26 protein-coding genes are annotated in these 24,948 nt (G+C 62.3%); 17 read left to right on the top strand and 9 right to left on the bottom strand.

Annotated features, from left to right (window positions below):
* Positions 1–67 precede the first annotated feature (67 nt).
* From GJR99_RS02265 to GJR99_RS02275, 3 genes are all read left to right on the top strand, one after another.
* Complete coding sequence (locus tag GJR99_RS02265) at positions 68–1,219, top strand: acyl-CoA dehydrogenase family protein (RefSeq protein ID WP_151109055.1); 1,152 nt, start codon at positions 68–70, stop codon at positions 1,217–1,219.
* Between the two features lie 91 nt (positions 1,220–1,310).
* Positions 1,311–1,973 (top strand): AIM24 family protein, encoded by a 663-nt coding sequence (locus GJR99_RS02270; RefSeq protein WP_151109056.1) that lies wholly within the window; start codon positions 1,311–1,313, stop codon positions 1,971–1,973.
* Between the two features lie 102 nt (positions 1,974–2,075).
* Positions 2,076–2,879: an N-acyl homoserine lactonase family protein gene (locus tag GJR99_RS02275; protein WP_151109057.1), complete on the top strand. Its 804-nt coding sequence runs from the start codon at positions 2,076–2,078 to the stop codon at positions 2,877–2,879.
* Between the two features lie 106 nt (positions 2,880–2,985).
* Here GJR99_RS02275 and GJR99_RS02280 read toward each other — a convergent pair whose 3' ends face one another.
* Together GJR99_RS02280 and GJR99_RS02285 are read right to left on the bottom strand one after the other, a co-directional pair.
* On the bottom strand, positions 2,986–3,567 hold the full coding sequence (locus GJR99_RS02280; protein WP_151109058.1) for a DsrE/DsrF/DrsH-like family protein: 582 nt from the start codon (positions 3,565–3,567) through the stop codon (positions 2,986–2,988).
* Positions 3,564–3,815: a sulfurtransferase TusA family protein gene (locus tag GJR99_RS02285; RefSeq protein WP_151109059.1), complete on the bottom strand. Its 252-nt coding sequence runs from the start codon at positions 3,813–3,815 to the stop codon at positions 3,564–3,566. The genes GJR99_RS02280 and GJR99_RS02285 overlap by 4 nt, the downstream gene beginning before the upstream one ends.
* 270 nt (positions 3,816–4,085) lie before the next feature.
* On the opposite strand from GJR99_RS02285, the gene GJR99_RS02290 reads away from it, so the two are divergent.
* From GJR99_RS02290 to GJR99_RS02320, 8 genes are all read left to right on the top strand, one after another.
* On the top strand, positions 4,086–5,273 hold the full coding sequence (locus GJR99_RS02290) for an MBL fold metallo-hydrolase (protein WP_151109060.1): 1,188 nt from the start codon (positions 4,086–4,088) through the stop codon (positions 5,271–5,273).
* Positions 5,274–5,768 carry a YeeE/YedE family protein gene (locus GJR99_RS02295; RefSeq protein WP_151109061.1) on the top strand — a complete coding sequence of 165 codons (495 nt, stop codon included), beginning with the start codon at positions 5,274–5,276 and terminating at the stop codon, positions 5,766–5,768.
* On the top strand, positions 5,765–6,229 hold the full coding sequence (locus tag GJR99_RS02300; protein ID WP_151109062.1) for a YeeE/YedE family protein: 465 nt from the start codon (positions 5,765–5,767) through the stop codon (positions 6,227–6,229). Before GJR99_RS02295 ends, GJR99_RS02300 begins: the two co-directional genes overlap by 4 nt.
* Before the next feature lie 598 nt (positions 6,230–6,827).
* Entirely contained in the window at positions 6,828–6,977 is a 150-nt protein-coding gene (locus GJR99_RS17345) for a DUF7512 family protein (RefSeq protein ID WP_191967054.1), read from the top strand.
* A 1-nt stretch (position 6,978) separates the two neighbouring features.
* A complete protein-coding gene (locus GJR99_RS02305; RefSeq protein ID WP_151109063.1) occupies positions 6,979–8,016 on the top strand; it encodes a sulfite exporter TauE/SafE family protein in 1,038 nt (345 codons plus the stop codon).
* Between the two features lie 120 nt (positions 8,017–8,136).
* Positions 8,137–8,517: a helix-turn-helix domain-containing protein gene (locus GJR99_RS02310; protein WP_151113806.1), complete on the top strand. Its 381-nt coding sequence runs from the start codon at positions 8,137–8,139 to the stop codon at positions 8,515–8,517.
* A gap of 109 nt (positions 8,518–8,626) precedes the next feature.
* Entirely contained in the window at positions 8,627–8,833 is a 207-nt protein-coding gene (locus GJR99_RS17785; RefSeq protein WP_151109064.1) for a DUF7835 family putative zinc beta-ribbon protein, read from the top strand.
* A 79-nt stretch (positions 8,834–8,912) separates the two neighbouring features.
* Positions 8,913–9,305, top strand: a complete 393-nt coding sequence (locus GJR99_RS02320; protein WP_151109065.1) for a response regulator — start codon at positions 8,913–8,915, stop codon at positions 9,303–9,305.
* Between the two features lie 9 nt (positions 9,306–9,314).
* Here GJR99_RS02320 and GJR99_RS02325 read toward each other — a convergent pair whose 3' ends face one another.
* Positions 9,315–11,060, bottom strand: coding sequence for a bacterio-opsin activator domain-containing protein (locus tag GJR99_RS02325; RefSeq protein ID WP_151109066.1), 1,746 nt, complete (start codon positions 11,058–11,060; stop codon positions 9,315–9,317).
* Positions 11,061–11,229: 169 nt separating this feature from the next.
* Complete coding sequence (locus GJR99_RS02330; RefSeq protein ID WP_151109067.1) at positions 11,230–13,248, bottom strand: sensor histidine kinase; 2,019 nt, start codon at positions 13,246–13,248, stop codon at positions 11,230–11,232.
* Between the two features lie 430 nt (positions 13,249–13,678).
* On the opposite strand from GJR99_RS02330, the gene GJR99_RS02335 reads away from it, so the two are divergent.
* Positions 13,679–13,984 (top strand): UPF0058 family protein, encoded by a 306-nt coding sequence (locus GJR99_RS02335; RefSeq protein ID WP_151109068.1) that lies wholly within the window; start codon positions 13,679–13,681, stop codon positions 13,982–13,984.
* 86 nt (positions 13,985–14,070) lie between these two features.
* Positions 14,071–15,813, top strand: coding sequence for a DNA mismatch repair protein (locus GJR99_RS02340; protein ID WP_151109069.1), 1,743 nt, complete (start codon positions 14,071–14,073; stop codon positions 15,811–15,813).
* Between the two features lie 43 nt (positions 15,814–15,856).
* Here the strand turns inward: GJR99_RS02340 and GJR99_RS02345 are convergent, their stop codons facing one another.
* Positions 15,857–16,078 carry a DUF7511 domain-containing protein gene (locus GJR99_RS02345; RefSeq protein WP_151109070.1) on the bottom strand — a complete coding sequence of 74 codons (222 nt, stop codon included), beginning with the start codon at positions 16,076–16,078 and terminating at the stop codon, positions 15,857–15,859.
* 225 nt (positions 16,079–16,303) lie between these two features.
* Here GJR99_RS02345 and GJR99_RS02350 point away from each other — a divergent pair, with 225 nt between their 5' ends.
* Entirely contained in the window at positions 16,304–16,495 is a 192-nt protein-coding gene (locus GJR99_RS02350) for a DUF7576 family protein (RefSeq protein ID WP_151109071.1), read from the top strand.
* Between the two features lie 12 nt (positions 16,496–16,507).
* Here GJR99_RS02350 and GJR99_RS02355 read toward each other — a convergent pair whose 3' ends face one another.
* The 3 genes from GJR99_RS02355 to GJR99_RS02365 form a co-directional block, all read right to left on the bottom strand.
* Positions 16,508–18,862 (bottom strand): ATP-dependent DNA helicase, encoded by a 2,355-nt coding sequence (locus GJR99_RS02355; RefSeq protein ID WP_151109072.1) that lies wholly within the window; start codon positions 18,860–18,862, stop codon positions 16,508–16,510.
* Positions 18,863–19,052: 190 nt separating this feature from the next.
* Positions 19,053–19,442, bottom strand: coding sequence for an ArsR/SmtB family transcription factor (locus tag GJR99_RS02360; RefSeq protein ID WP_151109073.1), 390 nt, complete (start codon positions 19,440–19,442; stop codon positions 19,053–19,055).
* Positions 19,443–19,484: 42 nt separating this feature from the next.
* Entirely contained in the window at positions 19,485–20,669 is a 1,185-nt protein-coding gene (locus GJR99_RS02365; protein ID WP_151109074.1) for an MFS transporter, read from the bottom strand.
* A gap of 165 nt (positions 20,670–20,834) precedes the next feature.
* Here GJR99_RS02365 and GJR99_RS02370 point away from each other — a divergent pair, with 165 nt between their 5' ends.
* The 3 genes from GJR99_RS02370 to GJR99_RS02380 all read left to right on the top strand — a co-directional run bounded on the left by GJR99_RS02370 (position 20,835) and on the right by GJR99_RS02380 (position 23,548).
* On the top strand, positions 20,835–22,274 hold the full coding sequence (locus GJR99_RS02370; RefSeq protein ID WP_255518293.1) for an NAD(P)H-hydrate dehydratase: 1,440 nt from the start codon (positions 20,835–20,837) through the stop codon (positions 22,272–22,274).
* On the top strand, positions 22,267–22,800 hold the full coding sequence (gene moaC, locus GJR99_RS02375; RefSeq protein WP_151109076.1) for a cyclic pyranopterin monophosphate synthase MoaC: 534 nt from the start codon (positions 22,267–22,269) through the stop codon (positions 22,798–22,800). Before GJR99_RS02370 ends, moaC begins: the two co-directional genes overlap by 8 nt.
* Positions 22,801–22,882: 82 nt before the next feature.
* A complete protein-coding gene (locus GJR99_RS02380; protein ID WP_151109077.1) occupies positions 22,883–23,548 on the top strand; it encodes a hypothetical protein in 666 nt (221 codons plus the stop codon).
* A gap of 51 nt (positions 23,549–23,599) precedes the next feature.
* Here GJR99_RS02380 and hflX read toward each other — a convergent pair whose 3' ends face one another.
* On the bottom strand, positions 23,600–24,901 hold the full coding sequence (gene hflX / locus GJR99_RS02385) for a GTPase HflX (RefSeq protein WP_151109078.1): 1,302 nt from the start codon (positions 24,899–24,901) through the stop codon (positions 23,600–23,602).
* Positions 24,902–24,948 lie beyond the last annotated feature (47 nt).

A 24,948-nucleotide genomic window follows, 5' to 3' on the forward strand; every position in this document is an offset into this window, starting at 1 on the left:
CGACAAACACGTTTGAAGTTTGTACTGGTTCCCACATTATTTTGGGTGTTCAAGCCCACAACGACGTATGGAACTTCTCGACGAATCAATCGTGCCCGAGCACGCCCGCGCGGTCAAGCGTGAGGCACGCGAGTTCGCTGAAGAACACATCGCCCCCGTCGCCGAGGCCTACTACGAGTCAGGTGAGTACCCTCACGACGTCCTCCAAGCGGGGATGGACGCTGGATTGGTCGCACAGGACATCAGCGAGGAGTACGGTGGCAGAGGGTTCGACCTCCAACAGATTCTCGCCATCTCCGAAGAGTTCTACCGCGTCGACGCCGGCATCGCGCTGACGCTCCAACTCGCGTCGTTCGGCTGTGAGATTCTGCAACACTACGGGTCCGAAGAACAGAAGCAGACGTGGCTTCGCCCCATCGCGGAGAACGACCAGATTTCGGGACTCGCCGTCTCCGAACCACAGACTGGGTCCGACATGGCTGGGATGGAGACGACGGCCGAGAAGACCGACGACGGCTACGTCCTCAACGGCGAGAAGTACTGGGTCGGCAACGCCGTCGAAGCCGATTGGCTCACCGTCTACGCCAAGACCGGCGACTCGGGCGACCGCTACTCGAACTACTCGATGTTCATCGTCCCGACGGACACGCCTGGGTACGACGCCGAACACATCCCCGAGAAGATGGGCATGCGCGCGTCGAAACAGGGACACATCGTCTTCGACGACTGTGAGGTTCCCGAAGAGAACCTCATCGGCACCGAAGGCGGCGGGTTCTACATGCTCGCGGACTTCTTCAACCACGGCCGTATCGTCGTCGGCGGCCACGGCATCGGCCTCGCCGCCGCTGCCATCGAAGAAGCCTGGACGTTCGTCCACGACCGAGAGGCGTTCGGCCGGACCGTCTCTGAGTTCCAGGCAGTCCAACACATCCTCGCAGACATGCGCATGGAGTTCGAAGCGGCGCGGGCGCTCAACTGGCGCGCGGCCGAAAAAGTCGCGAACAACGACGACGCTGGCTTTTGGGCCGCGGCCACCAAGACGAAATCGACCGAGATGGCAGTCGACGTCGCCGAACGAGGTATGCAACTCCACGGCGGACGCTCTGTCCTCAACGAGTACAAGATATCGCGCGTCTACCGCGACGTCCGTATCCCCGTCATCTACGAGGGAGCGAACGAGATTCAGCGGAATCTCGTCTACCGACAGGGAAGCCTCTAACGGTTAGTTCGACCACACTTCGGCGGATAGAGTTTTACGACGGACTGACTGTCGTCTACGCAGGGTCGTTACTCGCGACTTCGTGACTATCATGCAACTCGAAGAATTCGTCAACTCGCACGCACCGAAAGAGGGTGGCAAAGCATTCGAACTGGAGAACTCGAAACTCCTCGATATCTCGCTCGACGGCGACGTCATGGCCAAAGCCGGAACGATGGTCAGCTATACGGGAGACATCTCGTTCGAACGGAAGTCCGCCGGCGGTCTGACGGGGATGTTGAAGAAGAAAGCCACCGGCGAAGGCCAGGTGATGATGCAGGCGTCCGGAACGGGCAACCTCTATCTCGCCGACCAAGGGAAAGAAGTCCAGATTCTCGAACTCGACGCTGGTGAAGAGATAAGCGTCAACGGAAACGACGTCCTCGCGTTCGAAGACAGCATCGACTGGGACATCAAGATGCTCAAGAGCATCGCCGGTGCGTCGACAGGCGGGTTGTTCAACGTCTTCCTCGAAGGGCCGGGCCACGTCGCAATCACGACGCACGGCGAACCAATCGTACTGGAGACCCCCGTCAGCACGGACCCGAACGCGACTGTCGCGTGGAGCGGCAACGCGTCGCCGTCGACGAAGCGTGACGTGAACATCAAGAGCCTTCTCGGACGCTCGTCGGGCGAGACCTACCAACTTCAGTTCTCGGGGAACGATGGCTTCGTCATCGTCCAACCGTACGAAGAAGTCCAACCGGGCCAGTAAGCAACCAAACACGCGTCTTTCGGCGTTTCAGCGGCCGACAGAGACGTGTGCTAACACGTTATCTGCCTGAAGCGTTATCTCTGTGCCATCCTAATCGTGGGTATGAGTGACAGTAGCGTCCACTTGGTCGACCGCGGTCGCGTCTACGCAGATATGGGGTACGTCCTCGACGGCTATTCGATGGGGAGCGCGTCGAATCCGAATCCCGACCACGAGACCGCCGAGTTCGTCGTCTGGAACGCCGTCGTCGACGGTCCGGACCAGACGCTCCTCTGGGACACCGGTTCGAATCCGAAGGCGGGAGACGGCTACTGGCCTGCGCCGCTGTACGACGCGTTCTCGCACGTCGACGCCGCAGAGCACACACTCGAAGCAGACCTCGACGCAGTCGGCTACTCGTTGTCCGACATCGACGGGGTGGTGATGAGCCACCTCCACCTCGACCACGCCGGTGGACTCGAGGCGTTCGCTGGTTCGGACGTTCCCATCTACGTCCACGAAGAGGAACTGAAGTTCGCCTACTACTCCGCGAAGACGACGAAGGGGTCGATAGCCTACCTTGCGTCGGACTTCGACCACGACTTGAACTGGCGTATCGTCCACGGTGACGAACACACGCTGTTCGATGGCTTCCGTCTCTACCACCTTCCGGGCCACACGCCCGGCGTGATGGGTGCTCACATCGAGACGCCCGAAGGCGACGTACTCATCGCCGGTGACGAGTGTTACGTCGAAGGGAACTACGCGGACGAGATTCCACTCGGACCGGGGTTACTCTGGAGTGACAGACACTGGTTCGATAGCCTGCAGAAAGTAAAGGAGTTGGAGCGTCGGACCGGTGGTGACGTGCTGTTCGGGCACGATTTAGACCGGTTCCGCTCCTTTGGAAGTGGGTGGAACGTCTAGGCGGGCGGAGGGAGGAGACGCCCACCAGCAACGTCAGAAGACGGTGGTGATGGTGGTGGTGGTGATGGTGGTGGGTTGGTTGTCCCGAGGGAGGGAGTAGTCGCGGTCAGATCATGAGTTGGACGTCTGCGTCGGCCATGTGCTGGATGGCCGTCGCCGCGCCCACGCCGGTAGTGACACCGTCGTAGAACTCGTCTTCGTCGTATCCCATCAGTTCGATGGTCATCTGACACGCCTGCAGGTCTACGCCCATGTCGAGAGACGTCTCGATGAGTTCTTCGATGGTCGCAGTGCCGTTGTCTTCTATCTTCTTCTCCATCATGTTCGTCGCGACGCTGTCCATGAACGGAAGCGCGGCGACGGCGTTCGGCATCGGCATGCTGGGGTTGCCAACGGCACTGAGTTTGAGGTTCTTCGACTTCTTCTCGTGGAGGATGTCGAGCCCCCAGAACGTGTGGAAGACCACGACGTCCCAGCCGAAGGCAGCTGCCGTGCTGGCGAGGATGAGCGGTGGGTACGCCATGTCGAGCGTGCCTTTCGTCGCGATGATGGTCATCGACTTCTGCCCGCCGTCGTCGGTCGCCTCTCGGAGGTCAGAGACTTCCTCTTCTAAGGCCTGAATCTGGGCCTGGAGGTCTTCGACAGAGGCGGTCGTCGTTTCGACGGGCGCGTCAGCGTCTGAGCTCATTCCTTCTGGATGTAGTGGAGGAAGAGTGCCTGGCCGTCTTCCTCGGACTCGTCTTGGTCGAGCATGTCGACACCGTCGGTGCTGTCTGCCCAGCCCTTCAGGTCACTCATACTACCGGAGTCTGTGGAGACGACCTCCAGAATCTCTCCGGACGAGAGGTCGTCGACCGCGCTGCGGGTCTTGACGACGGGCATTGGGCAGGACAGTCCTTTCACGTCGAGGGTTTCGTTTGCTTCGTACTCAGTCATGTATCGAGTTCACCTGTGTTGGGTGTAACCCACAATATCAGGGTGTTTCCTAAAAGTGTGTCGGTTCTTGGGCAGACTGCGCAATATCAGACTCGTGCTCCGCTGCACTGTCGTTTCTCGATGTGTTGCGTGGGTTAGGTTCATACGCTGCGCTCGCTCGTGCGTAATCGAACTACTCAGTGGCCTCTGTCGACCGATTTAGTATTGCAGAGAATCTGAACGACTATGCAAACGCTTAAGTTGGGCCATCTAATAGTGGGGGATGCATACATGACTGAACCAGATCTTCCCGAACTGGACGTCGAAGTTCCCCTCATCGAACCCGAGACGCTCAAAGAGCGCATCGACGACGGTGAATCGCTGACTATCCTCGACAACCGCATGTCCTCCGAGTTCGAGGAGTGGCGCATCGAGGGAGAAAACGTCTCTCACGTCAACATCCCCTACTTCGAGTTCCTCGACGAAGACCTGAACGACGACGTCTTCGCGGACCTCCCCGAAGACGAAGAGTTCGTCGTCCTCTGTGCGAAGGGCTCTTCTTCCGAATACGTCGCTGGAGTGCTCATCGACGAAGGCTACGACGCTGTTGCTCTCGAACGTGGCATGAACGGCTGGGCCAGCATCTACGAGTACACCGAACTCGACACCGAAGGCGACGCTGTCGTCGCACAGTACCAGCGTCCATCCAGTGGGTGTCTCGGCTACCTCGTCGTCGACGGCGACGAGGCGGCCGTCGTCGACCCACTCCGGTACTTCTCGGACGTGTACGTGCAGGACGCGAAGGCGATGGGTGCCGAACTGAAGTACGCCATCGACACGCACATCCACGCCGACCACATCAGCGGCGTTCGCACGCTGGTCGAAGACGAAGGCCTCACTGGCGTCATCCCCGAAGCGGCCCTCGACCGTGGCGTCGACTACGACACCGAGGTCGACACCCTCGCCCACGGCGAGACGCTCACCATCGGCGACACCGACCTCGAAGCAATCCACACGCCCGGCCACACCACCGGCATGACGACCTACAAGGTCGACAACGTGCTCTTTACGGGTGACGGTCTGTTCATCGAATCGGTCGCCCGCCCCGACCTCGAAGATGGTGACGAGGGTGCTCCGGACGCCGCCGGCATGCTCTACGACTCGCTGCAAGAGCGCGTCCTGAACCACGACGACCACTTCATCGTCGCCTCTGCGCACTTCAGTGATGCGGCAATCCCCGCCGAAGACGGCACTTACACGGCCACGCTCGGGGAACTCAAGGACACCATGGGTGCTCTCTCCATGCCCAAAGACGAGTTCGTCGAGTTCATCCTCTCGGACATGCCGCCTCGCCCAGCCAACTACATCGACATCATCGAGACCAACCTCGGTGTGCAAGAGTCGGACGACGACCGCGCGTTCGAACTCGAACTTGGCCCGAACAACTGCGCGGCCAGCAACGAAGCACTGACGAACTAAATGTCTGGACTGACGCCGCTCCTCGTCGATAGCCTCTTCCCGAACGGGGTCGCGCACTACGCGCTCGGTGGGCTCCTCATCGGACTCGGGACCGCCATCATCTATCTCGGCACGGGAATCATCGCGGGTGCGAGTACGTTCCTCGAGACGACGCTCTCGTACGTCTCCGACCTCCCGCGATTCAACAAGGCGAAGTACGTCGCGTCGCGCAACTGGCGCGTCGTCTTCACACTGAGTATCGTCGCCGGTGCCGCCATCTACACCCTCACACTCGGTGGGGGCGAATGGTGGGTCTCCGAGGTCCAACCGTGGCGCTTCGCGGTCGGTGGCGTCCTCGTCGGAATCGGTACCCGCGTCGGTAAAGGCTGTACGTCCGGTCACGGGGTTTGCGGCGTCGGCTCTCGCTCGCGAACCTCGTTCGTCAACGTCGCCACGTTCATGCTCGTCGCCATCGGCGTCGCACAACTCCTGCAGGCGCTGGGGGTGTCGCCATGAGTGACGGCGAACGCGGACTCGGATTCCTCCTGACCATCATCGTGGGTGGTCTGATATTCGGGTTCGGTCTCGGACTGAGCAATATGGCCCGACCGGAAGTCGTCCTCGACTTCCTCCAGTTCGACGACTTCGGCCTCGTCTTCGTCATGGGCGGTGCCGCAGTCGTCACTGGAACCGTCTTCGCACTCGCGGAGGCGACCGGCCGTCGCGCTCCGCTCACCGGAATCGACTACGGTCGCCGCCTGAAGTCGTTCGACAAGAACGTCGTCACCGGTGGCGTCATCTTCGGTGCTGGCTGGGGCATCTCGGGTATCTGCCCTGGAGCGGCGTACGCCAGCCTCGGTGTCGGTAACTATCCCATCCTCGTCGCTATCGGTGGGATGTTCCTCGGCGCATATCTCCAAGGGCTGTGGCGCGCTCGGCGGACCGAGAGTGCCACCCGCGGAACCTCGGCCGACTGACGACTCTCGCTCTCACTCTCACTCTCGCTCTCACTCTCACTCTCACCCTCACCCTTACTCTCACTCTCACCCTCACCCTTACTCTCACTCTCACCACCGTTCTATTCGACGGCGCGCCCGTCTCTGTCGACCGCCGTCTGTCTCCTCTCTGACCCACTTTCTTCGGAGCTTCTCGCGTCTGCGCACTGCTCTCTGTTCGACCCTCCGTACTATCTCGAACCACGGCCCGGTCCAGTCTGCCGCCGGTCGCGCCTGGTGTTCGGATAACCGAAGGGCATCCGAAAGCTCACGCACCCCCGACACCCTCGTTCGTGGCAGCGACGACGACACTGTCGAACAAATACTGTATTGTACATTTCATAAAATTCTGTTTTGTCATAGATAGCGGCCATATCTGTTCGTAACACCTCGTGGTACAAATTGAGCCACAGTTTGGCGGTATTTCTATGTCCAATTCATAACTTATGGATATCCAATGAGGATGTGGTATTGTACATTGTTCCCAAAAGCGTTATATCCTCTCTCCGGTTAGCCAGCAGTGTACAGGAAAGCATGATTCGTACAATATCAGTTTCGCGCCCCGCGGGGTGCAGGTAAGATGTTCGGAATCGAAACGCTAGGTGGTACCTCGCAGGCGGCCGCCCTCGTCGGCCTCGTCTTCGTCGAAGCGATGGTGCTGTACGTTGGTTACGGCGTTCTCGAGAGCGTTCTCGGACCTGCAGTGATGAAACTCCTCGGTGGTGAATAGTATGTTCGAACTATTCGGAATCCCGGCCACGATGCTCGTGATGTTCGCCGGTTTCGGCCTTCTCATCGGTATCCTCTTCGGGTTCTTCGGGATGGGTGGGTCGTTCCTCGTCACGCCCGCACTGTTGGTCATGGGATATCCGTCGCGCGTGGCAGTCGGGTCCGGGCTCGCGTTCGTCTTCGGGACGTCCGTCATCGCGACGCTGAAGCACCGTGACCTCGGTCAGGTCGACTACAAACTCGGTGTCTCGATGATTATCGGGACGACCGTCGGCCTCGAAGTCGGGAAGGAAATCGTCCTCTATCTCGAAGAACTGGGTCTCGCCGGCAACATCATCAGCATCACGTACGTGCTGCTCCTCGGCGGAATCGGCGCGTTCGTCACCTACGAAGCACTCAAGGGTGACAGCGGTGGCGGTGTGAGCCACGACGTCGACGAAGACGCCGAAATCGACGCCGACGACATTCCAGAGATAGCCAAGAAGATTCAGAGCTACTCGCTCCCACCGATGCTGACCCTCCGTGGCGGCATTCAGGTCTCGCTCTGGATGATTCTCGCCGTCGCGTTCGCGACGGGCCTCCTCTCGGGCTTCCTCGGTGTCGGGGGCGGCTTCATCCGCATGCCGGCGCTGTTCTACCTGATCGGTGTGCCGGTGCCCATCGCCGTCGGGACTGACCTCTTCGAGATTATGTTCTCGGGCGGTATCGGGTCGTTCCTCTACGCCCAATCCGGGGGTGTCGACCTCTCTATCGTCGCTCCGCTCCTCGCTGGCTCTGCACTCGGTGCCCGCGTCGGCTCTGCGGCGACCTCCATCGTCGACGAAGACGAAATCAAGATTTACTTCGGTCTGATGCTCCTGCTCGGTGCGCTCGCCGTGGCAGTCCGCCAGGCCGGGAACTACCTCGGTATGGGTGTTCTCGACTACGTCAGCCTCGCACTCATCCTCGGGTCTGCGCTGATGGTCGCCGGTGCTGTCGTCTACAGTGCCCTCAAATCGATGCGGGCAGGCACGACCGGTACAACACCCACCGCCGACTAACCCCAGAATCGCCCCTCGAACACAGCCCTCTGTTCTCGTTTTTTCGGTTCGGTGTTGTACGAAGCATACAAACCCTTTTGAGTGCTGACTACGTACCCGCTTACGATAATGGCTACCTCGATGGTCGAATACCTGCAATCCGACATGCAGTGCGAGGGACTCCTCGAGTGTCTCCACGGACTCAAGCAGCTCGACCGACGGTGCTTCGAGGTCCTCGTCGAAACTGAGGACCCCATGACCGTTGACGAAGTTGCTGAGGCCGTCGAACGCGAGCGCTCGACTGCGTACCGTTCCATCCAGCGGCTACTCCAAGCAGGGCTCATTCAGAAAGAACAGGTCAACTACGAACACGGTGGCTACTACCACGTCTATCTGCCCACCGACCCCAACGAAGTCGCAGACGACATGCAGCGGATGCTCAACGACTGGTACGCCCAGATGGGCACGCTCATCCAAGAGTTCCGCGACAAGTACGACGACAAAATTCTCACTGCCGAGTGAGCGGTTTCGCCCGACGATGGCCCGACGTTCAGTACGTCACCTCGTCGCCCTAACTGATTAGGCTCTGCGTTCAACCCCGACCAGCCCCTAGTTTCTTTTGCGACCCCACATGTCGAAGAGTAAAAGCAGTCCCCGCCACAACGAGTTCGTAGAAGAGTGTCCAACGTGCGACTCCCGCACCCCACATCAGGTCTCCATCGAGATCAAGACCGAGAGCAGAAAGCGCGAGAACCGAGAGTTCTCACGCGAACCGTACCGTGTGACACAGTGCTCTCGGTGCGGCGACCGGCGCGCTCAACGTATGAACGACGCGTGAATGACCCGTCAACCACGGTCGAATCTACGCCGACGCACGGCCAAGAGACGACTCGTCAGCCCTCCACCTGATTCGATAGATGACACACGTCCCATCCACCGACACGCCGACCGTCCTCCTCGTCGACGACGAAGTCGAACTCGCTGACAGCCTCGCGCTGTGGCTCGAGCGGCGCTGTGAGGTCAGAGTGGCGTACTCCGGGCGAGAGGCCCTCCAGTCGTTCGATGAGGACGTCGATGTCGTCTTTCTCGACCAAAACTTACCAGGGCTCCCCGGTGAGACAGTCCTCCACGAGTTGCGACGCGACTCGAAGCCCAACACACCAGCAGTCGTCATGTTGACCGCGACGCCGAGTGACGAACTGTCGGAACTCCCCGCTGACGACGTCCTCACCAAACCGGTCACGAAATCAGATATCTTCGATGCGGTCGCTCGCTTCGCCGACGACGCTCACGAAGTGACTGCCGAATAGCGCAGTCTCTCAGTCGTCGCTCGGCACAGCGTTCAGTTCCTCGAAATACGTCTCGATGAGCTTTCGCTCTGCGGCACGGAGGTGTTCGTGGAGCGTCGGCGGAGAGATACCGAGTGAGTCGGCCACTTCTTCGGCAGTGCTCCCGCGTGGCCACTCGAAGTAGCCCGAGACGAGCGACGTCTCCAAGACGGCCTTCTGGCGCTCGGTCAGCTTCCCGTCGAGTTCGGTCCGGAAGGACTCCGTCGATTGCGCGGGTTGTTCGACTTCCCGCTTGGCGACGACGGAGACGTTCGGTGCCGCTCCCGAAATCGCTTCGACGAGTGCCCCGTGGTCGGCGTCGGCAGCGACGTGGACCGCGAGGCTTCCACTCCCGTTCGAGAGTTCGAGCGCTTCGATACTCGCTCCGTGGTCGACGGCGGTGAGGAGGACCGACGCGCCGTCGAGGCGTACCTCTAACACCGATTCGTCGGTTCCCTCGGTGACGACGCGCACTTTGGAGATGTGGTCGTACGTGACGGCCGACTCGACCACGTCGCTTCCAGTTGCACCGCCGACGGTGACGAAACAGGTCACCCCGTCGTCTACCTGTGCCACGCCGTCGAGCGAGAGGTCACAACCAGCGTCTGCAGTGAGCGTCGCGAGTGCGTCCGAATCCGCTCCGAGTCGGAATTCGAGTTCGACGACGCTGTCACCGTTGAGGAGTCGTTTACTCTCGGCGGCGTTGATGCCGTTTCCGACCGTCGCTCCGAGGTCAGCAAACAGCGACGCTGACTCTTCGTCGAACGCCGCCGTCTCGTCGTAGACGGTGAGCGCACCGTACACTGTGCCTTGGTACGAAATCGGGACGCACAGTCCCGAGACGGTCTCGAAGGCGTCTGCGTTTCCATCGAACACCGCAGTTCGATGCTCGGCGGAGAGGTCGTCGAAGACGTACGCGTCGTCGGGGTCGTTCGGGTCGAACACGCTGTCGACGAAACTGTGGTCGACTTCGGACGGTTCGCAATCGAGGCCGGCCTGTGCGGTACACCGAAGTACACCGGCAGCAGTTCGACGGAGAACGAAGGCCGCTTCGTGGGCCTCTGCGACGGCGTCACAGACTGTCTGTTCGATATCGTCGCGCGTTCGAGCGTCGATGAGAGCGCGGTCGATCTCTCGCACGAGTCCGTTGACGCGGTTCAAGCGCTCGAGTTGCTCCTCGCGGTACTGAATCGCCGCCTCGTGTTCGGTTCTGACCGCTTCGAGTCGATGACGCAGTTCGTCGAGTGCTTCCGGTTTGCGGAGTTCGTCGATTTCCCTGCTTTCGAGGGCTTTCTCCGTCGATTCGAGGGCGAAGTACTCGCGTACTTCGGAGTCGAATCCAGACCGAAAGAGGAGTTCCTCGACGGTCTCTTTGACGTCGGTCTTGGTGACCGGTTTCACGAGGTACGTATCGAACGCCATCTCGACGATATCCGTGTCTGGTTCGACGGCGGTCATCATCGCCACGCGGCAGTCGATGCCGCGGGAGCGAATCTCGTCGAGGACGTCGTCGCCGGAGACGCTCGGCATCCGCCGGTCGAGCAGGACCACGTCGACGCTCTCGTCGAGACGGTCCAACGCCTCCTGGCCTCCATAGGCCGTCTCGACGGTAAACCGCTCACCGTCGAGCCAGTATCTACAGGTGTCAGCGAGGTCCTCGTCGTCGTCGACCACGAGGACAGTCTGCTCGGCAACCCGGTGAGTCGGGTGCCCGTCTGCCGAGCTATTGGTGACCATCGTATCGAACACACTGTATCATCGGACAGATATATATCTGCCCATCGGGGAAGGTGGAATTTACTCTGGTTGGAACGTCGTGAAAGACACTCTGATAGGTGTGAACTGGCGTGAACTCGACGCATCTGGCGGCTGTCTCACACTCGGTGCACCGACGACAGCTCCCGTGTCACGCCCGCTGGAACGTCGCGACGAACGACGCCCCGGTCGGTTCGTTGTCTTCGATTCGAAGCTCGCCTCCGTACCCCTCGACGATTTCGCGGACGAGGAACAGACCGAATCCATTTCCGGGGTCCGAGAGGTCTTCGATTCGCTGTTCGAGCAGTGACTGTTTCTCTTCGTCAGGAATGCCCGGACCGTCGTCCGAGACGCGGAGTTCGACGCGCTCGTCACTGACCGCGACGTCGACGTGAACCTCGGGAGTCGGATTGTCGTTGTGTTGAATCGCGTTCTTCAGGAGTTGTTCGACCACTTCGTCGAGCAACTCGTCCGCCAGCACGGGGATTCGGGGAACGCTACCGATGGAGATATTCGCATCTGCTGCACCCGTCGCGTCCACGTCGACGGCGGACAGTCCGGCGTCGATTGCCTCGTGAATCGACCGTTCGTAGAGTTCGTGGGAATCACGCTCGACGATGACCTTCATGAACGTCCGCATCGTGCCGACGAGTTCGGTCATCTCGTCGACTCGGTTTCGAACCGTCTCCAGGTGTGGTTCACCGTCCGGTCCGACGAAGTCGCCGACGATGTCGGCGCGCGCGCCGACGACGTTGAGGCCGTTCAGGAGATTGTGTCTGATGACGCGATTGACGAACTCCAGTCGCTCTCGCTCGCGTCGCAGTTGCCGTTCGCGTTCCTTCCGGTCGGTGATGTCGTGGCCTTCTGGGACGAGTAAGACGACGTCGTCGCCGTCGAAAACCGGCGTGAGAGAGAAGTCGATAACCGCGTCTGGTCGGTCGGGTCCGGTGTCGACTTCGACTTCGTACTGGACGAACTCACCGCTGGCGGCCCGCGAGAGTGCCGCTTTCAGGTCGGAGACACGTTCGTCGTCGCCGCGCCACCACGGTGTCTCCCAAGCGGGACGTCCAACGACGGCGTCTCGGCCGGCGTCGGCGACTTCCAGTGCGGCGTCGTTGACCCGGAGAACTGTCCCGTCGGGGTCGAGAAGTCCCATGTACTGGAACGTACTGTTGAAGACGGCGTCCAACTGGCGTTCTCGCTGTTTTCGCTCCGTCATGTCGCGAGTCACCTTCGCGAACCCGACGACGTCGCCGTCGTCGACGAGCGCGGTAATCGCGACCGAGGCCCAGAACTGCGTCCCATCGGCGCGGACGCGCCACCCTTCGTCTTCGGCACGGCCATCGCGTCGGGCCGCTTCGAGGAGTCGTTCGGGGAGTCCGCGCTCCCGGTCTTCGTCCGTGTAGAAGGTTCGAACGTGCTCGCCGAGGATTTCGCCAGTCGTGTACCCCTTGATGGCTTCGGCCCCACGGTTCCAACTTTCGACGTGGCCGTCGGCGTCCAGACGGAAGATGGCGTACTCTTCGATATCGTCGACGATTCGGGAGAAGGCCGCCTCTCGCCGTTCGAGTTCGCGCTCTCGTTCGCGTCTGACGTGTGAGTCGATGCCGTGAGCGACGGTGTGGCCGAGGTTTTGGATAGGTTCGACCAACTCGGCGGTGAACGCACCTTCGTGTCCGGCGTACATCGTGAGGACGCCGTATCGTTCGTCACCGAAGTCGAGTGGGACAGACGCCGCTGAGTGGTATCCTCGTTCGAGTGCGGCGTCTCGAAGCGCCCCGAAATCTGCTTCGTCGGCGATGCTGTGTGTCGTCTGGACCGTTCCTGACCGCAGTGCGCGCCCAATCGGACCGTCGCCATCGGCGTGTGGCCCAGCGACTGACGCGTCTCCTTCGTCGAGATAGCCGTCTTCGGTGCCGGCCCACGCAGTGGGGCGAATCTCGCCTGTCGTCTCCTCGACCACCCCTATCCAGACGAACCGAAGCGTCTCGGTTTGGACGAGGCGTTCACAGACGTGCTGTTCGACGTCCGCACGTTCCGTTGCAGCGACGATGGTCTCGCTAACGTCGGAGATGACCTCGTTGAACGTGGCGAGGATAGCGAGGCGCTCTTCGAGTTCTCGGTCGGTGGCCGACGACTCGTCGGCCGGCGTCTGCGCGTCACCAGTCATCCGTGGGAGCCCCCCGACCAGTGCGCCGCTGTGGGTGCATGTACCTCGAGTCAGACCCCCATCGACTTGGGCGTTTCCCGGTGTGTCGACACCGGCCCTAACTGAATAGGGAGGTGAATTAGTAGGAACGCTTCCTTCTACGTAGGTGGCCACAGTGACCCCACCCAGGTCACTCGTCGTGCCCGCACGTTCCCGCACAGCGGAACCGAACCCGACCCCCCCTCACTCCGCTCTCGGGAACGTGTCCCTGCCCAAACCCAACTCCCTTTGCGTAACTGACCGACGAGCCACAGCCGTCGGTAGAGCGTCCAACCAGCAGGCTTTCGTTCATGTCCGAACCTACTACATTCATTTCTAGGTGAGCCAGATACAAGACCGAAAACATGACTTACCGCGCACTTTACGGCAGATAAACACATATGTGCAACACATGAGAAAGAACGAGCTAATTCACTTGCACACACTGCTGGTGGAGATCGCCGGGGACTTCCTCGAATCTGGTATCGCGACGCGCGAGGACCTCGAACCGTACCACCAACTCGAAATCGGCCCGATGGCACTTCGGTCCTGCCGCGACGACCACGAAGTCGCCGTCAGGACGCTCGCGACGATACTCGCCATCTGTGCCGCCCGCGACCTCGGTCGCGAGACCAGCACGATTCCCGGCCAGCACCTCCTCGGACCGGGAGGCGAGGTTGGAACGACAGACACCGACCAACGCCTTCGCTCTCACTAATTTTGCCCCTCTGGGAGCTACCCGATTCGTGAGCGGTGCCACCGGGTGACGAGAGGACATAAGACACACCAGTGAGACGGCCCGGTATGCGACTCGAAGATTACTGGGGGGTCGGCCCGAAGACGTCGGCCCGACTGGAGTCGGCACTCGGCAGGGAGGGCGCGGTTGCCGCCATCGAGTCGGCCGACGTGCGAGCGCTCGTCGCCGCGGGCGTCACACGAGGACGCGCGGTCCGTATCCTTCGACGTGCCGACGGCAACAGCGGCATCGAGGCACTCGCGACCCGCGACGCACGCGACGTCTACGACGACCTGTTGACGCTCGCCAGCGACTGCGCACTGACGGAACACGCCGCAGACCGAATCCGCGTGTTGACGCCGTTGCCGACCGTAGACGACCGCCGGGACCGACTCGAACGCGTCCTCGCCGCCAGCGAGGCGTGGGACAGACTCTCTGCGGCGGCACGCGAGGCGGTCGAAGCGGCCTTCGATGCCTACGACGAGGCAGGCGAGACCGAACGGGCCGCAGTCCGTGCCGCACTCGAACTCCGCGACGCTGGCCTCCGAGGCGAGACGTTCGACGCACTCGACGACGCAGACCCAGCGGCGCTCGAAGACGCACTCGGGGCGCTCGGCTACGTCGCTCAAGACGGGTCGGTCGAACCCGGTGCGGACGAACGACTCGACCGGATGCGCACCCGTCTCGAAACGGTCGAAGAACTCGAATCCAGTGCGTTCGACGTCCTCGAGACGATTCAGCAACGTGGCGTCCGCTCGCTAGACGACTTCCGCGCTGCGTTCGTCGAGTACGTCGCACACGAGACTGACCTCACACGCGGCGAAGTCGAGTCCGCCGCAGCAGACGACGCACGCGACGCGACTGACTTCGTGAGTACGTCACTTCGCGCGCTCGTGACCGAACTCGAAGCCGACGTCGAAAAACGAGAGGCAACGGTCGCAGAGGAACTTCGTGACCGAATCTGGGCCGCACGCGACGACGTTGACCTCGCCGTCGAAGCCGTCGACGAAGTCGCGCTGTCGTTGTCGCTCGCACGGTTCGCCGTCGAATACGACCTCACGAAACCGACCGTCGCGGAGACGGGGCTCTCGGTCTGCGGTGCGCGGAACCTCTTTCTCGACGACCCGAAACCCGTCTCCTACGCCGTCGGCGACCACGACCTCTCGTGTTCGTCCGGTCCGGTTCCGCCGTCTGGCGACCGAGTCGCGGTCCTGACTGGGGCGAACAGCGGTGGGAAGACGACGCTGTTGGAGACGCTCTCGCAGGTCGCTATCCTCGCGTCGATGGGACTTCCGGTCCCCGCTGAATCCGCAGTCGTCGGCCGCTTCGACTCGCTCGTCTTCCACCGTCGGCACGCGAGTTTCAACGCGGGCGTCCTCGAATCGACGCTCAAATCCATCGTGCCGCCGCTCTCGGACGACGGCCGGACGCTCATGCTCGTCGACGAGTTCGAAGCCATCACGGAACCCGGACGCGCGGCCGACTTGCTCAATGGGTTGGTGAATCTCACTGTCGAACGCGACGCGTTCGGCGTCTACGTCACACACCTCGCGGACGAACTGAGTCCGTTACCGCCAGAAGCGCGTATCGACGGCATCTTCGCAGAGGGACTGACCGACGAACTGGACCTCCGGGTCGATTACCAACCCCGGTTCGGAACCGTCGGCAAGTCCACGCCCGAGTTCATCGTCTCGCGGTTGGTGGCCAACGCCCGTGACAGAGCAGAGCGCGCTGGCTTCGAAGCACTGGCGGCCGCAGTCGGCGAAGAAGCGGTACAAAAGACACTCTCCGACGCTGAATTCGCCGGGTGAGCGAGCATAGATGGCGATGCGTGGTGACCGCCGGTCGGGACGACTATCGCATCTCGTCGAGCGAGACGAAGGCCTCGACGTCGGCGGTCAACCACGCCTCCATCTGGTCACAGCAACTGTCACGCCGCGGATAGACGGTGACTTGGTCGGAACTCCCTCGGTACGTTACGACGATGCTATGAAGGAGACACTCACCAGTCGAATCCGTACCTGGGCGGTCAACAGACCCTGCAACCGAATCCTGGGACGCGGGCACTTCGGACATTCGCCGTCAGGTGTACAGAGGAGACGGTGATTACATAACCTTCACTAAGTGTGGTAATTATTGACACAGGCGATGGCTGAAGACTGTGGTGGCCGGAGACTGTGGTGGCCGGAGGCTGTGGTCGCTGAAGACTGTGGTCGACACTGAATCAGCGACAGTCTGTCACCGGGCGACATCTGCCGGCGGAGACGACTTGAAGTGCCCTCACGCGCCATCTGCGTGTCGATGGTTGACCCGACGTCTGACTTGGGAGAGAACGTAGACCCTGACGACGCGCCACAGTGTGCAACGTGTGGCGAGGCAATCGTGAACGTACCGACGCATCACGTCGTCACGTGGGTGGACGGCGACGGTGCCGTTCAGTACCGACACTTCTGTAACGACGATTGCCGCGCAGACTGGGACGACGAACGATAATCGAGCGCCGAGTTACTCCACGGACGACCAGAACTGGTCGAGACCGAACCCGAGCATGTCGGAACTGACGGGGCGGAACTCCTCGCGTTCCTGTTCGGGGAAGTACTCGCGGACGCCGTTCCACGAGTCACGCGCGTAGCGTGCGTCCACGAAGACGCGAACGCCGACTTCGTCGGTGCCGCGGATGACCCGCCCGATTGCCTGTCGCGCCTTTCTGACTGCTGGTACCGTCAAGGCTGTCTCGAATCCGTCTCCGAACTCCTTGTCGTACGCCGTCTTCACCGCGCGCGTCCGCGGCGACGACGTGTTGATGAGGGGGACGCCACAGACGACGGCGGCCGAGAGTTTGTCACCGCTGTAATCGACGCCCTCGGTGAGTGTGCCGCGCAGACTCGTGACGAGCACTTTCCCTGTTCCGCCGAAGAAGTCTCGCTTGAGGTCTTCTGTCGCACCGTCACCAGACGACTCGTCGAGGAGCACCGGTTTGTCGACGCGGTCTTCGAGGACGCTCGCCATCCACTCGGCTTCGGCGTAGTTGGGCATCCCGACGAGGACGTTCCCAGGCGACCGGGTGCACACCTCTGCGGCGGCGTCGGTGTAGGCGAGGCGCGTCTCGTTTTCCTCGCCAGGTTGGCCGCGGTTGCTGTGGGTGAACTTCGGGACGTCGACGGCGAAACTCGCGCGATTCGACTCGGGGAACCCGAGGCCGAAGGTCCGTTCGGCAACTGGCCGCCCCTCCTCTGCGAGGGCGTCGAGGCCGGTGACGCGTCGGAACACGTCGATCGGTTCGAGCGTCGCACTCATCAGGACGCCGCCGCCGAAGTCACCCAGTCGCTCGGCGATTGCCTCGCCGGGGACACAGTTGTGAACCGAGATGCGGGCGTTGTAGGCACGCCGCCACGACTCGAGTGGTTCCATCTCGTCCCACGTGCGTTCGAGGTCGATTTCGCGGAAGTGTTTCTCGTGGTCGGCGTAGGCCCACGTCGCCAGCGCTCGGCCTGCCGCAGGTGCGGCCCGACGTTTGTCGTCGTCTTCGACCGAGTCGAGGATGCGGGCGACGGCCGACCCGGTCGCTTCGGCGCGGACCCACGTGCCCTCGTCGTATCCGGCCGACTCGGCCCACTCTGTCAGTTCGTCGACGGTGGGTTCTTCGGGGTCGCGAAGCGGAATCTCCTCGTCCGTGAGTTCGGTCAGGTCCGCCCGCCAACCGACGTATTCGGTGTCGAGGTGTGCCGTCACGCGCCGGTCGAGTTCCTCGCGGAGGTCACGGACGAAATCGCGCGTCTCTTTGAGTTCGCGGAGGGTCACGTCCGCCTCCTGTAACTCACCGCGGACGAGGTCGGCGTCCTCGGTAGATTTGCCGGCGTCGTCGAACTCGACTGGTTGGATGACGCGCGTGAACTCGCTTTCGGCGTCGCGGAGGGTGCGGTCACCGACGCCGACGGAGACGAGGTCACGGACGCGCGGTTCGAGCATGTGCGCTTCGTCGCAGATGACGAACGTCGAGTCGTCGACGAGTGCACCGGTGAACGTGCCGACCGTCGTGGGGTCGAACGCGTGGTAGTAGTTGCCGACGACGACTTCGAGGTGAGGGAGCAACGCTCCCATCACGGAGTGCGGACACGACCCTGCACCGGCGGCGAGCGAGACGAGGTCCTCGGGGGTGATGAGACCCTCGTCAGAGAAGTCGAACGGAACTGCCTCGATTGGGTCGCCGTCGTCCGGCAGGTCTGCGAGGAAGTTGGCGTAGAAGGGGCAGTACTCCACGTCTTCGTACTCCGGCATCGACTTCGGGTAGGGCGTCGGTTCGTCCGCCGTTTCGAGATACGACGGGCCGGTGGTCGTCGCCCCAGTGTCGAGGAGGCCCGTCTGTTGTTCGCGGGCGTCTTTGGCCAGCGCTTCGGCGCTCGTCCGCCCGCCGTCGCCGACGAGCCCACGAGTTCGGTCCCGGAGGCCCTCACAGCGGTCGTAGACGCTCGACTCGTCGATGCCGCCGCAGCGCTCTCTGCTGTACGGACAGACGTCGGCTTTGCCGACGAGCGTGAGTCCGGAGATTGGATTCCACTCGTCGGGAAGGTTCTCGTTGATGGTGCGGAGGTCGGCTTCGAACTGCCGAAGTTGCTGCTTGACGCTCGTCAACACGAACACGCGTTCGTAGTCGGAGTCCGGGTCGCGGACGAGTTCGATGCCGGCAGTGAGCGCGAGCATCGTCTTGCCAGTCCCGCACGCACCTTCGACGACGGCGAATCCGTCGTCGCGGGCGGTCTCTATCGCAGTCTCGATTCCGTCGGCTTGTTCCGGATACGCCTCCGGGTGTCCGAACACCTCCTGCCAGGTCACGCTCTGTGGTCCACTTGCGACGGCCATAGGGGTGTCGGTGACTGGCCGCGTGTTGGTATTTGAACGTTCGCCACAGAAACGTGCGTCAGAACGGTCGGGACTGGCTGCATCGCAGATGGAACCGGATGCGCCGCAGATGGAACCCGGTGCGCTGCAGACGAGACTGGATGCATCGCAGACGAGTCCAGATGCGCCGCAGACGAGACCCCGGTGCGACTCACTCGAGGAACGACGAAATCGCGTCAGCGACGCCTTCCCTGTCGCGTTCGTCGCCGCCGACGCAGACGACGAGTGGCCCGTCGGTCGGCGCGTACACCTTCATCTCGCGTCCTTTCTCGGAGTATCGTGTGCCGGCGATGCGGACCAAGTCTGCGTCGACGAGGTTGCCGAGGTGGTGTCGGACGTTCTGAATCGACGTGTCGACCAACTCGGCGAGTTCCGTCGCCGTCGCGGGCGAGTCGTGGAGGCACGAGAGGATATCGCGGGCGGTATCACAGGAGAGACACGCGATGAGTTGCTCCGTCTCCTCGTCTTCCAGCCAGTGAACGCGGGGAGACGCCTCTCCACCCGTGTCCACGTTTCCTTCTGACGGAAGCAACCCTGACATGGTACGGACAAATCAGTGAAGTAAGTAAACCGTTTCGGGAGATTAGACCGTGGCTTCGTCACCAGTCGAGAGCCCCGGTAGTCGCCCGACGGCGTAGAGGACGGCGAGCACCGCGACGACCACGAGCAGACTCACCGAGAGCGTCCGAAAGACCAGTTCGAATCCGACGTTCGCTTCGGTCAGGAACCCGACAGCACCGCTGCCGTTGGCTTCCAAGAGGAGCGCCGCGCCGCTGAAGACCGCGTACGAACTTCCTCGTGCCTCGCTCGGGAGCGACGAGAGCATGAACGTATCCAGTGCCGGAAACAGACTGTGGATGACGTAGCCCAAGACGGCGACGACGACGGCGACGGCGAGAAAGCCGTGGACGAACGTCAGGGTAAACAGCGACGCCGTGAACGCGACGAGGAGTGCGAGGATGTAGGGGACGTGCGGGAACTTGTCGGCGAGTCGCCCCGAAAGCGAGAAGGCGGGGACGCCCGCCGCGAAGACGATGGTGAGCATCGTACTCGCCGCCGCTGGGGAGAGCCCCTTCGCCTGCGTCATGTACGAGACGAGGAAGTTGAACAGGCCCTGCCAGATGAACCCTGCAGGTGCGATGAGGAGGATTCCCGTGAGGATGAGTTTCCAGTGGCCGAGTGCGGCCGAGAAGTTACGGTCCGCCCCAGTGCCGGTCTCCGTACTCCCGTCTCGGGAGACGGCGTAGAGGAGGACGGTGACGACGGCGGCAGCGACCGAGAGCGCCCAGAACGTCTCGCGCCACGAGAACGACGAGAGGATGACGACGACGATGGGCGCAGCGACGACGGCGGCGACCTGACTGGCGGCCCCGTGGATACCGACCATGCGGCCGACGCGTTCGGGGAAGAGTTCGCCAACCAACGGGACGGCGGAGACGAAGTACGCACCCGAGGCGAGTCCGAGGCCGAACGCACCGATTTGGAGCGTCAGAATCGACGTCGCGCTCGCGGTGAACGCCGCGGCGACGACGAGCACCGTCCCTGCGCCGAGGACGACTCGGTCTCTGGGGACGCGCGTGAGGAGATAGCCAACCGGAATACGGGGGAGTGCGGTCCCCAACCAGACGAGACTCGTCACGACGCCGATAGTCGCCGGGCCGACGCCGAACTGCACCTGGAGGGTCTCGACGAGCGGGGGAAAGGCGACGCGGCCGAAGTTGACGAGGAAGACGAGTCCGCAGAGAGTACCGAAGAGGCGACGGGTCACTGCTCTCACGTTCCCGGTGGCGAGAGTCAAACGTTGCGGAAGCGACCGGGAGTGTCAGGCGAGTCGGTCACGACCACGAGTCTGAAGCGGTCGGTCACGACCACGAGTCTGAAGCGGTCGGTCACGACCACACATGTTAACGCAGGGCCGGGCGAACGACTCCACATGATTACGAGTCGACGTATGGCCGCGGTGGACGTCAACGCCGAGTCACTCGGCGTCCCGCGGAAGCAACTCATGGAGTCTTCCGGAAACGCCGTCGCTCGCGTCTGTCGTGACCTCGCAGAACCCGGTGGGTCGGTCGCAATCGTCGCCGGACGCGGGAACAACGGTGGCGACGCGCTCGTGGCCGCCCGGTTCCTGACCGAGTACGACGTGACTGTCCACTTGCTTGGCCGCCCGGAGACCATCTCGACCGACATCGCCCGCGAGAACTGGGACGCACTCGTCGCCTGCGACATCCCACACCGGACGGTCATCGATTCGACGGCGTTCGACCTCGGCGACCCAGACGTCGTCGTCGATGCGATGCTCGGAACCGGCGTCACTGGCGCACTTCGGGAACCCGAGGCGACTGCCGCCCGCGCCATCAACGACTCGTCGGCGACAGTCCTCGCCGTGGATGTCCCCTCTGGCGTGGACGCGGACACCGGTGAGACCGCTGGCGTCGCCGTCGACGCGGACCACGTCGTCACCTTCCACGACGACAAACCCGGTCTCGACGCACTCGACGCCGCGGTCACCGTCGCCGACATCGGGATTCCAGCAGCGGCCGAGTCGTTCACCGGCCCCGGTGACTTGCTCGCGCTCCGCCGCCACGCCCAGAGCCACAAAGGCGACCACGGCGACGTCCTCGTCGTCGGTGGCGGTCCGTACACTGGTGCACCCGCGCTGGCCGCACAGGCCGCGCTCCGCGCCGGTGCTGACCTCGCTCGTGTCGCCTGCCCCGACCACGTCGCACGCGAAGTACAGGGCTACTCGGAGAACCTCATCGTCAGCGGGTTCGACGGCGACCACCTCGAACCCGGCCACGTCTCGGACCTCCTCGAACTCGCCGCAGAGCGCGACGTCGTCGTCTTCGGCCCCGGTCTGGGCGACGCCGACGACTCACTGGAGGCGGTTCGTGAGTTCCTCGAATCGTACGACGGAACTGCCGTCGTCGACGCCGACGCGTTGCAGGTCGTCCCCGACGTGGACACCGAGGCGACGCTGATTTGTACACCGCACCAAGGAGAGTTAGTGAAGATGGGTGGGCAGACGGACACCGACTGGGAGACGCGGCGCGAACTCGTCGGCGAGTTCGCCGCGGAACTCGGGCACACACTCCTCGTGAAAGGGGCCTACGACGTGATTTCGGACGGCGACGAGGTTCGAGTCAACCGAACCGGCAACCCTGGGATGACCGTCGGTGGGACCGGCGACGTCCTCGCTGGTGCGACCGGTGCGCTCGCGTGCGTCCTCCCCCCACTCGACGCGGCGGCAGTCGCCGCGTACGCAAACGGTCGAGCAGGTGACGTTGCGGCCGGCGAGTTCGGAAACGGCCTCGTCGCGACGGACCTCCTCGAACGACTGCCTGCGGGCCTTCGGAGTGAGATAGATGACTGACGACACACCACGAGACGAGACGAACAGCACCGAATCGAACAGCGGCACCGAACGCGAACTGACACACGTAGACGAGCGCGGGAACGTCCAGATGGTGGACGTAGGAGCAAAGCCTGACACCCAGCGCCGGGCCATCGCGCGCGGAACGATTCACCTCAGTGAATCGACGATTCGCGCCATCCGTGACGACCAAATCGGGAAAGGTGACGTGTTGGCGACTGCGCGAATCGGCGCGGTTCAGGCGGTCAAACACACCTGGGAGACGATTCCGATGTGCCACCAGATTCCTATCACGAACGTCGACACCGAGTTCGACGTCGGAGACGAGACGGTCACACTCACCGTCACCGTCGGAACCACCGGAAAGACTGGGTGCGAGATGGAAGCACTCGAAGGCGTGACCACCGGTCTCAACGTGGTCTGGGATATGGTGAAAGCCGCAGAGAAAGACGACGACGGCCAGTATCCCGGAACGAAGATTACGGACGTCGAAGTGGTGTCGAAAGAAAAAGAGACCCTCGAATAACCGACAGGCGCTGTCGACTTCTCCTGTGTGGCGGAAGTCACCCACCACTAAGTGTCGGCCCATTGTCTCGTAGACCAACAGTATGCCCTCTTCAGCCTCCGCCGGTGATGCGCCCCCAGAAGCCACTGCCGTGGCACGTCGATATCACCGACTCGAACGGTCGATTAGCGGTGCCGTTGCCCTTCTCTCCGTCGGTGTCGTCGCCGCGGCGATTCTCTTTGCACCACTCCTCGTCGGCCTCCTCGTTGCGCTCGCCGTCGTCGTTTTGCTTCGGATTCCACTCTTTCGAACCAGTGGCACTGCCCGACTCGCGTCCACCGCAGAACCACGGTCGGTCCTCGCCGACTTCGAGAGTGCGACCCCACCACTGCTGGCGTTCCAGTGGGGAGTCGCTGACAGCGTCCAATCGGAGGTAGACGGAGCAGTGTACGACTTCTCGTATCTGTTTGGACTCCGGTCGGTGCGGATGGAAACGACGGTTCGGTCGGTCACGGCCTCTGAGAGCGATTCGAGTGCAGACCTCGAACTGGACGTGACGGCGGACGGGAATCCGTGGGGAACGTATTCGGTCTCGATTCACGAGGGCGCGTCCAGAACACTCGCAGATATCGACTGGGAATCGAGTCGCAAATTTGGACTTCGACGCCTCCCACAGTGGTTCGTGGCAGAACGCTACCGTGCCGAGATGCTCACAGCACAGGGCTACCGCGTGCTCGACCGGGACGCGTCGCTGTCGCTGTCGGTGTAGTCCGTCAGTTGTATCGAGAGGAAAACTGGACGTCGTCCGCGAGAATCTCAGTTAGGTCGAGTCGGGCGTCACCGACAACTTCGCCGCCTTCGCCCGTGCTTTCTCGACGATTTCCGGTCGGGCCTCGAACTCGAGGTGGACCTGTTCGCCCTCGTACTCCTCGGTTTCGACGTGGGTGTGGTCGTAGAGCCACGAGACGAGACTCATCGTGTCGTCCGTCATCGGGAGCAAGAGTCGCTCGCGCTCCCACGCGGGCAGTTCTTGCTCGACGCGCTCGGTCAACTCGGAGATGTTCTCGCCGGTGAGCCCCGACACCGCGACTGGGTTCGGCGCGAGTGCCGAGAGTGCGGCGCGCTTCTCCGCGAGTTCCTCGTCGCCTACCTTGTCCACCTTGTTGAACACGGTGACGATGGGCGCTTCGTTGCGCTCGTAGAGCGTGTCGTGACTCGTGATGAGTTTCTCGCGCATCTCCTCGACTGGTTCGGAGGCGTCGACGACGAGTAACACGAGGTCTGCCCGATAGACGGAGTCGAGCGTGGACTTGAACGACTCGACCAGCCAGTGTGGGAGGTCGGAGACGAACCCGACAGTGTCGGTGAGAAGGACGTCGTGTTTGCCCGTCTCGGCACGCCGCGTGGTCGTCCCGAGCGTCGTGAACAACTTGTCCTGCGACTCGGCAGTCGGGTCGAGGTCCGGGTGCAAGTCGTCGTTCTGGCCGACTTCGAGGTCGGCCGCGAGTCGCTGCATCAGCGTGGACTTCCCGGCGTTCGTATAGCCAGCGAGTGCAACGAGGTCGAACCCGGATTCGCGGCGCTGTTCGCGCCGCGTCTCTTCTTTCTCGGCGATGGAGTCGAGTTCGTTCTTGATGCGCGAAATCTGCGCTTTGATGTCGCGTTCGCGACTCTCGTCGTACTCGCCGAGACCCATGAAACCGGGGCGTTCGTCGCGTTTCGCCAGCGACGCTTTCGCCTCGGCGCGCGGGAGTTCGTAGCGTAACTCCGCGAGTTCGACTTGTAACTGCGCTTTGCGGGTGTTGGCCCGCTGTCCGAATATCTCGAGGATGAGCGTGAAGCGGTCGATAACTTCGACGTCGGTCGGGAGTTTCTGGGCGATGTTGTACGTCTGGTACGGGCCCAGTCGGTTGTCGAAGATGACGGCTCGTGCGTCTTCGCGGGCGACGAGCGCCGCTAGCTCGTCTACCTTCCCTTCACCGAAGTGGTAGGCTGCGTCCTCTTCGCGGGTCTGCGAGAGGCTGCCGACGACTTCGTACCCCGCCGCTCGGGCGAGGTCGGTTATCTCGGTGAGTTCGGCGTCTCCGCGGTCGACACGCTTCGCGACGACGACGCGGGTCATCGTTTCACCTCGATTGTGTAGTACGTTGCCTGCACTGTGTCAGACTG

Source organism: Haloferax marinum (assembly GCF_009674625.1).
GTDB classification, from domain to species: Archaea; Halobacteriota; Halobacteria; order Halobacteriales; family Haloferacaceae; genus Haloferax; species Haloferax marinum.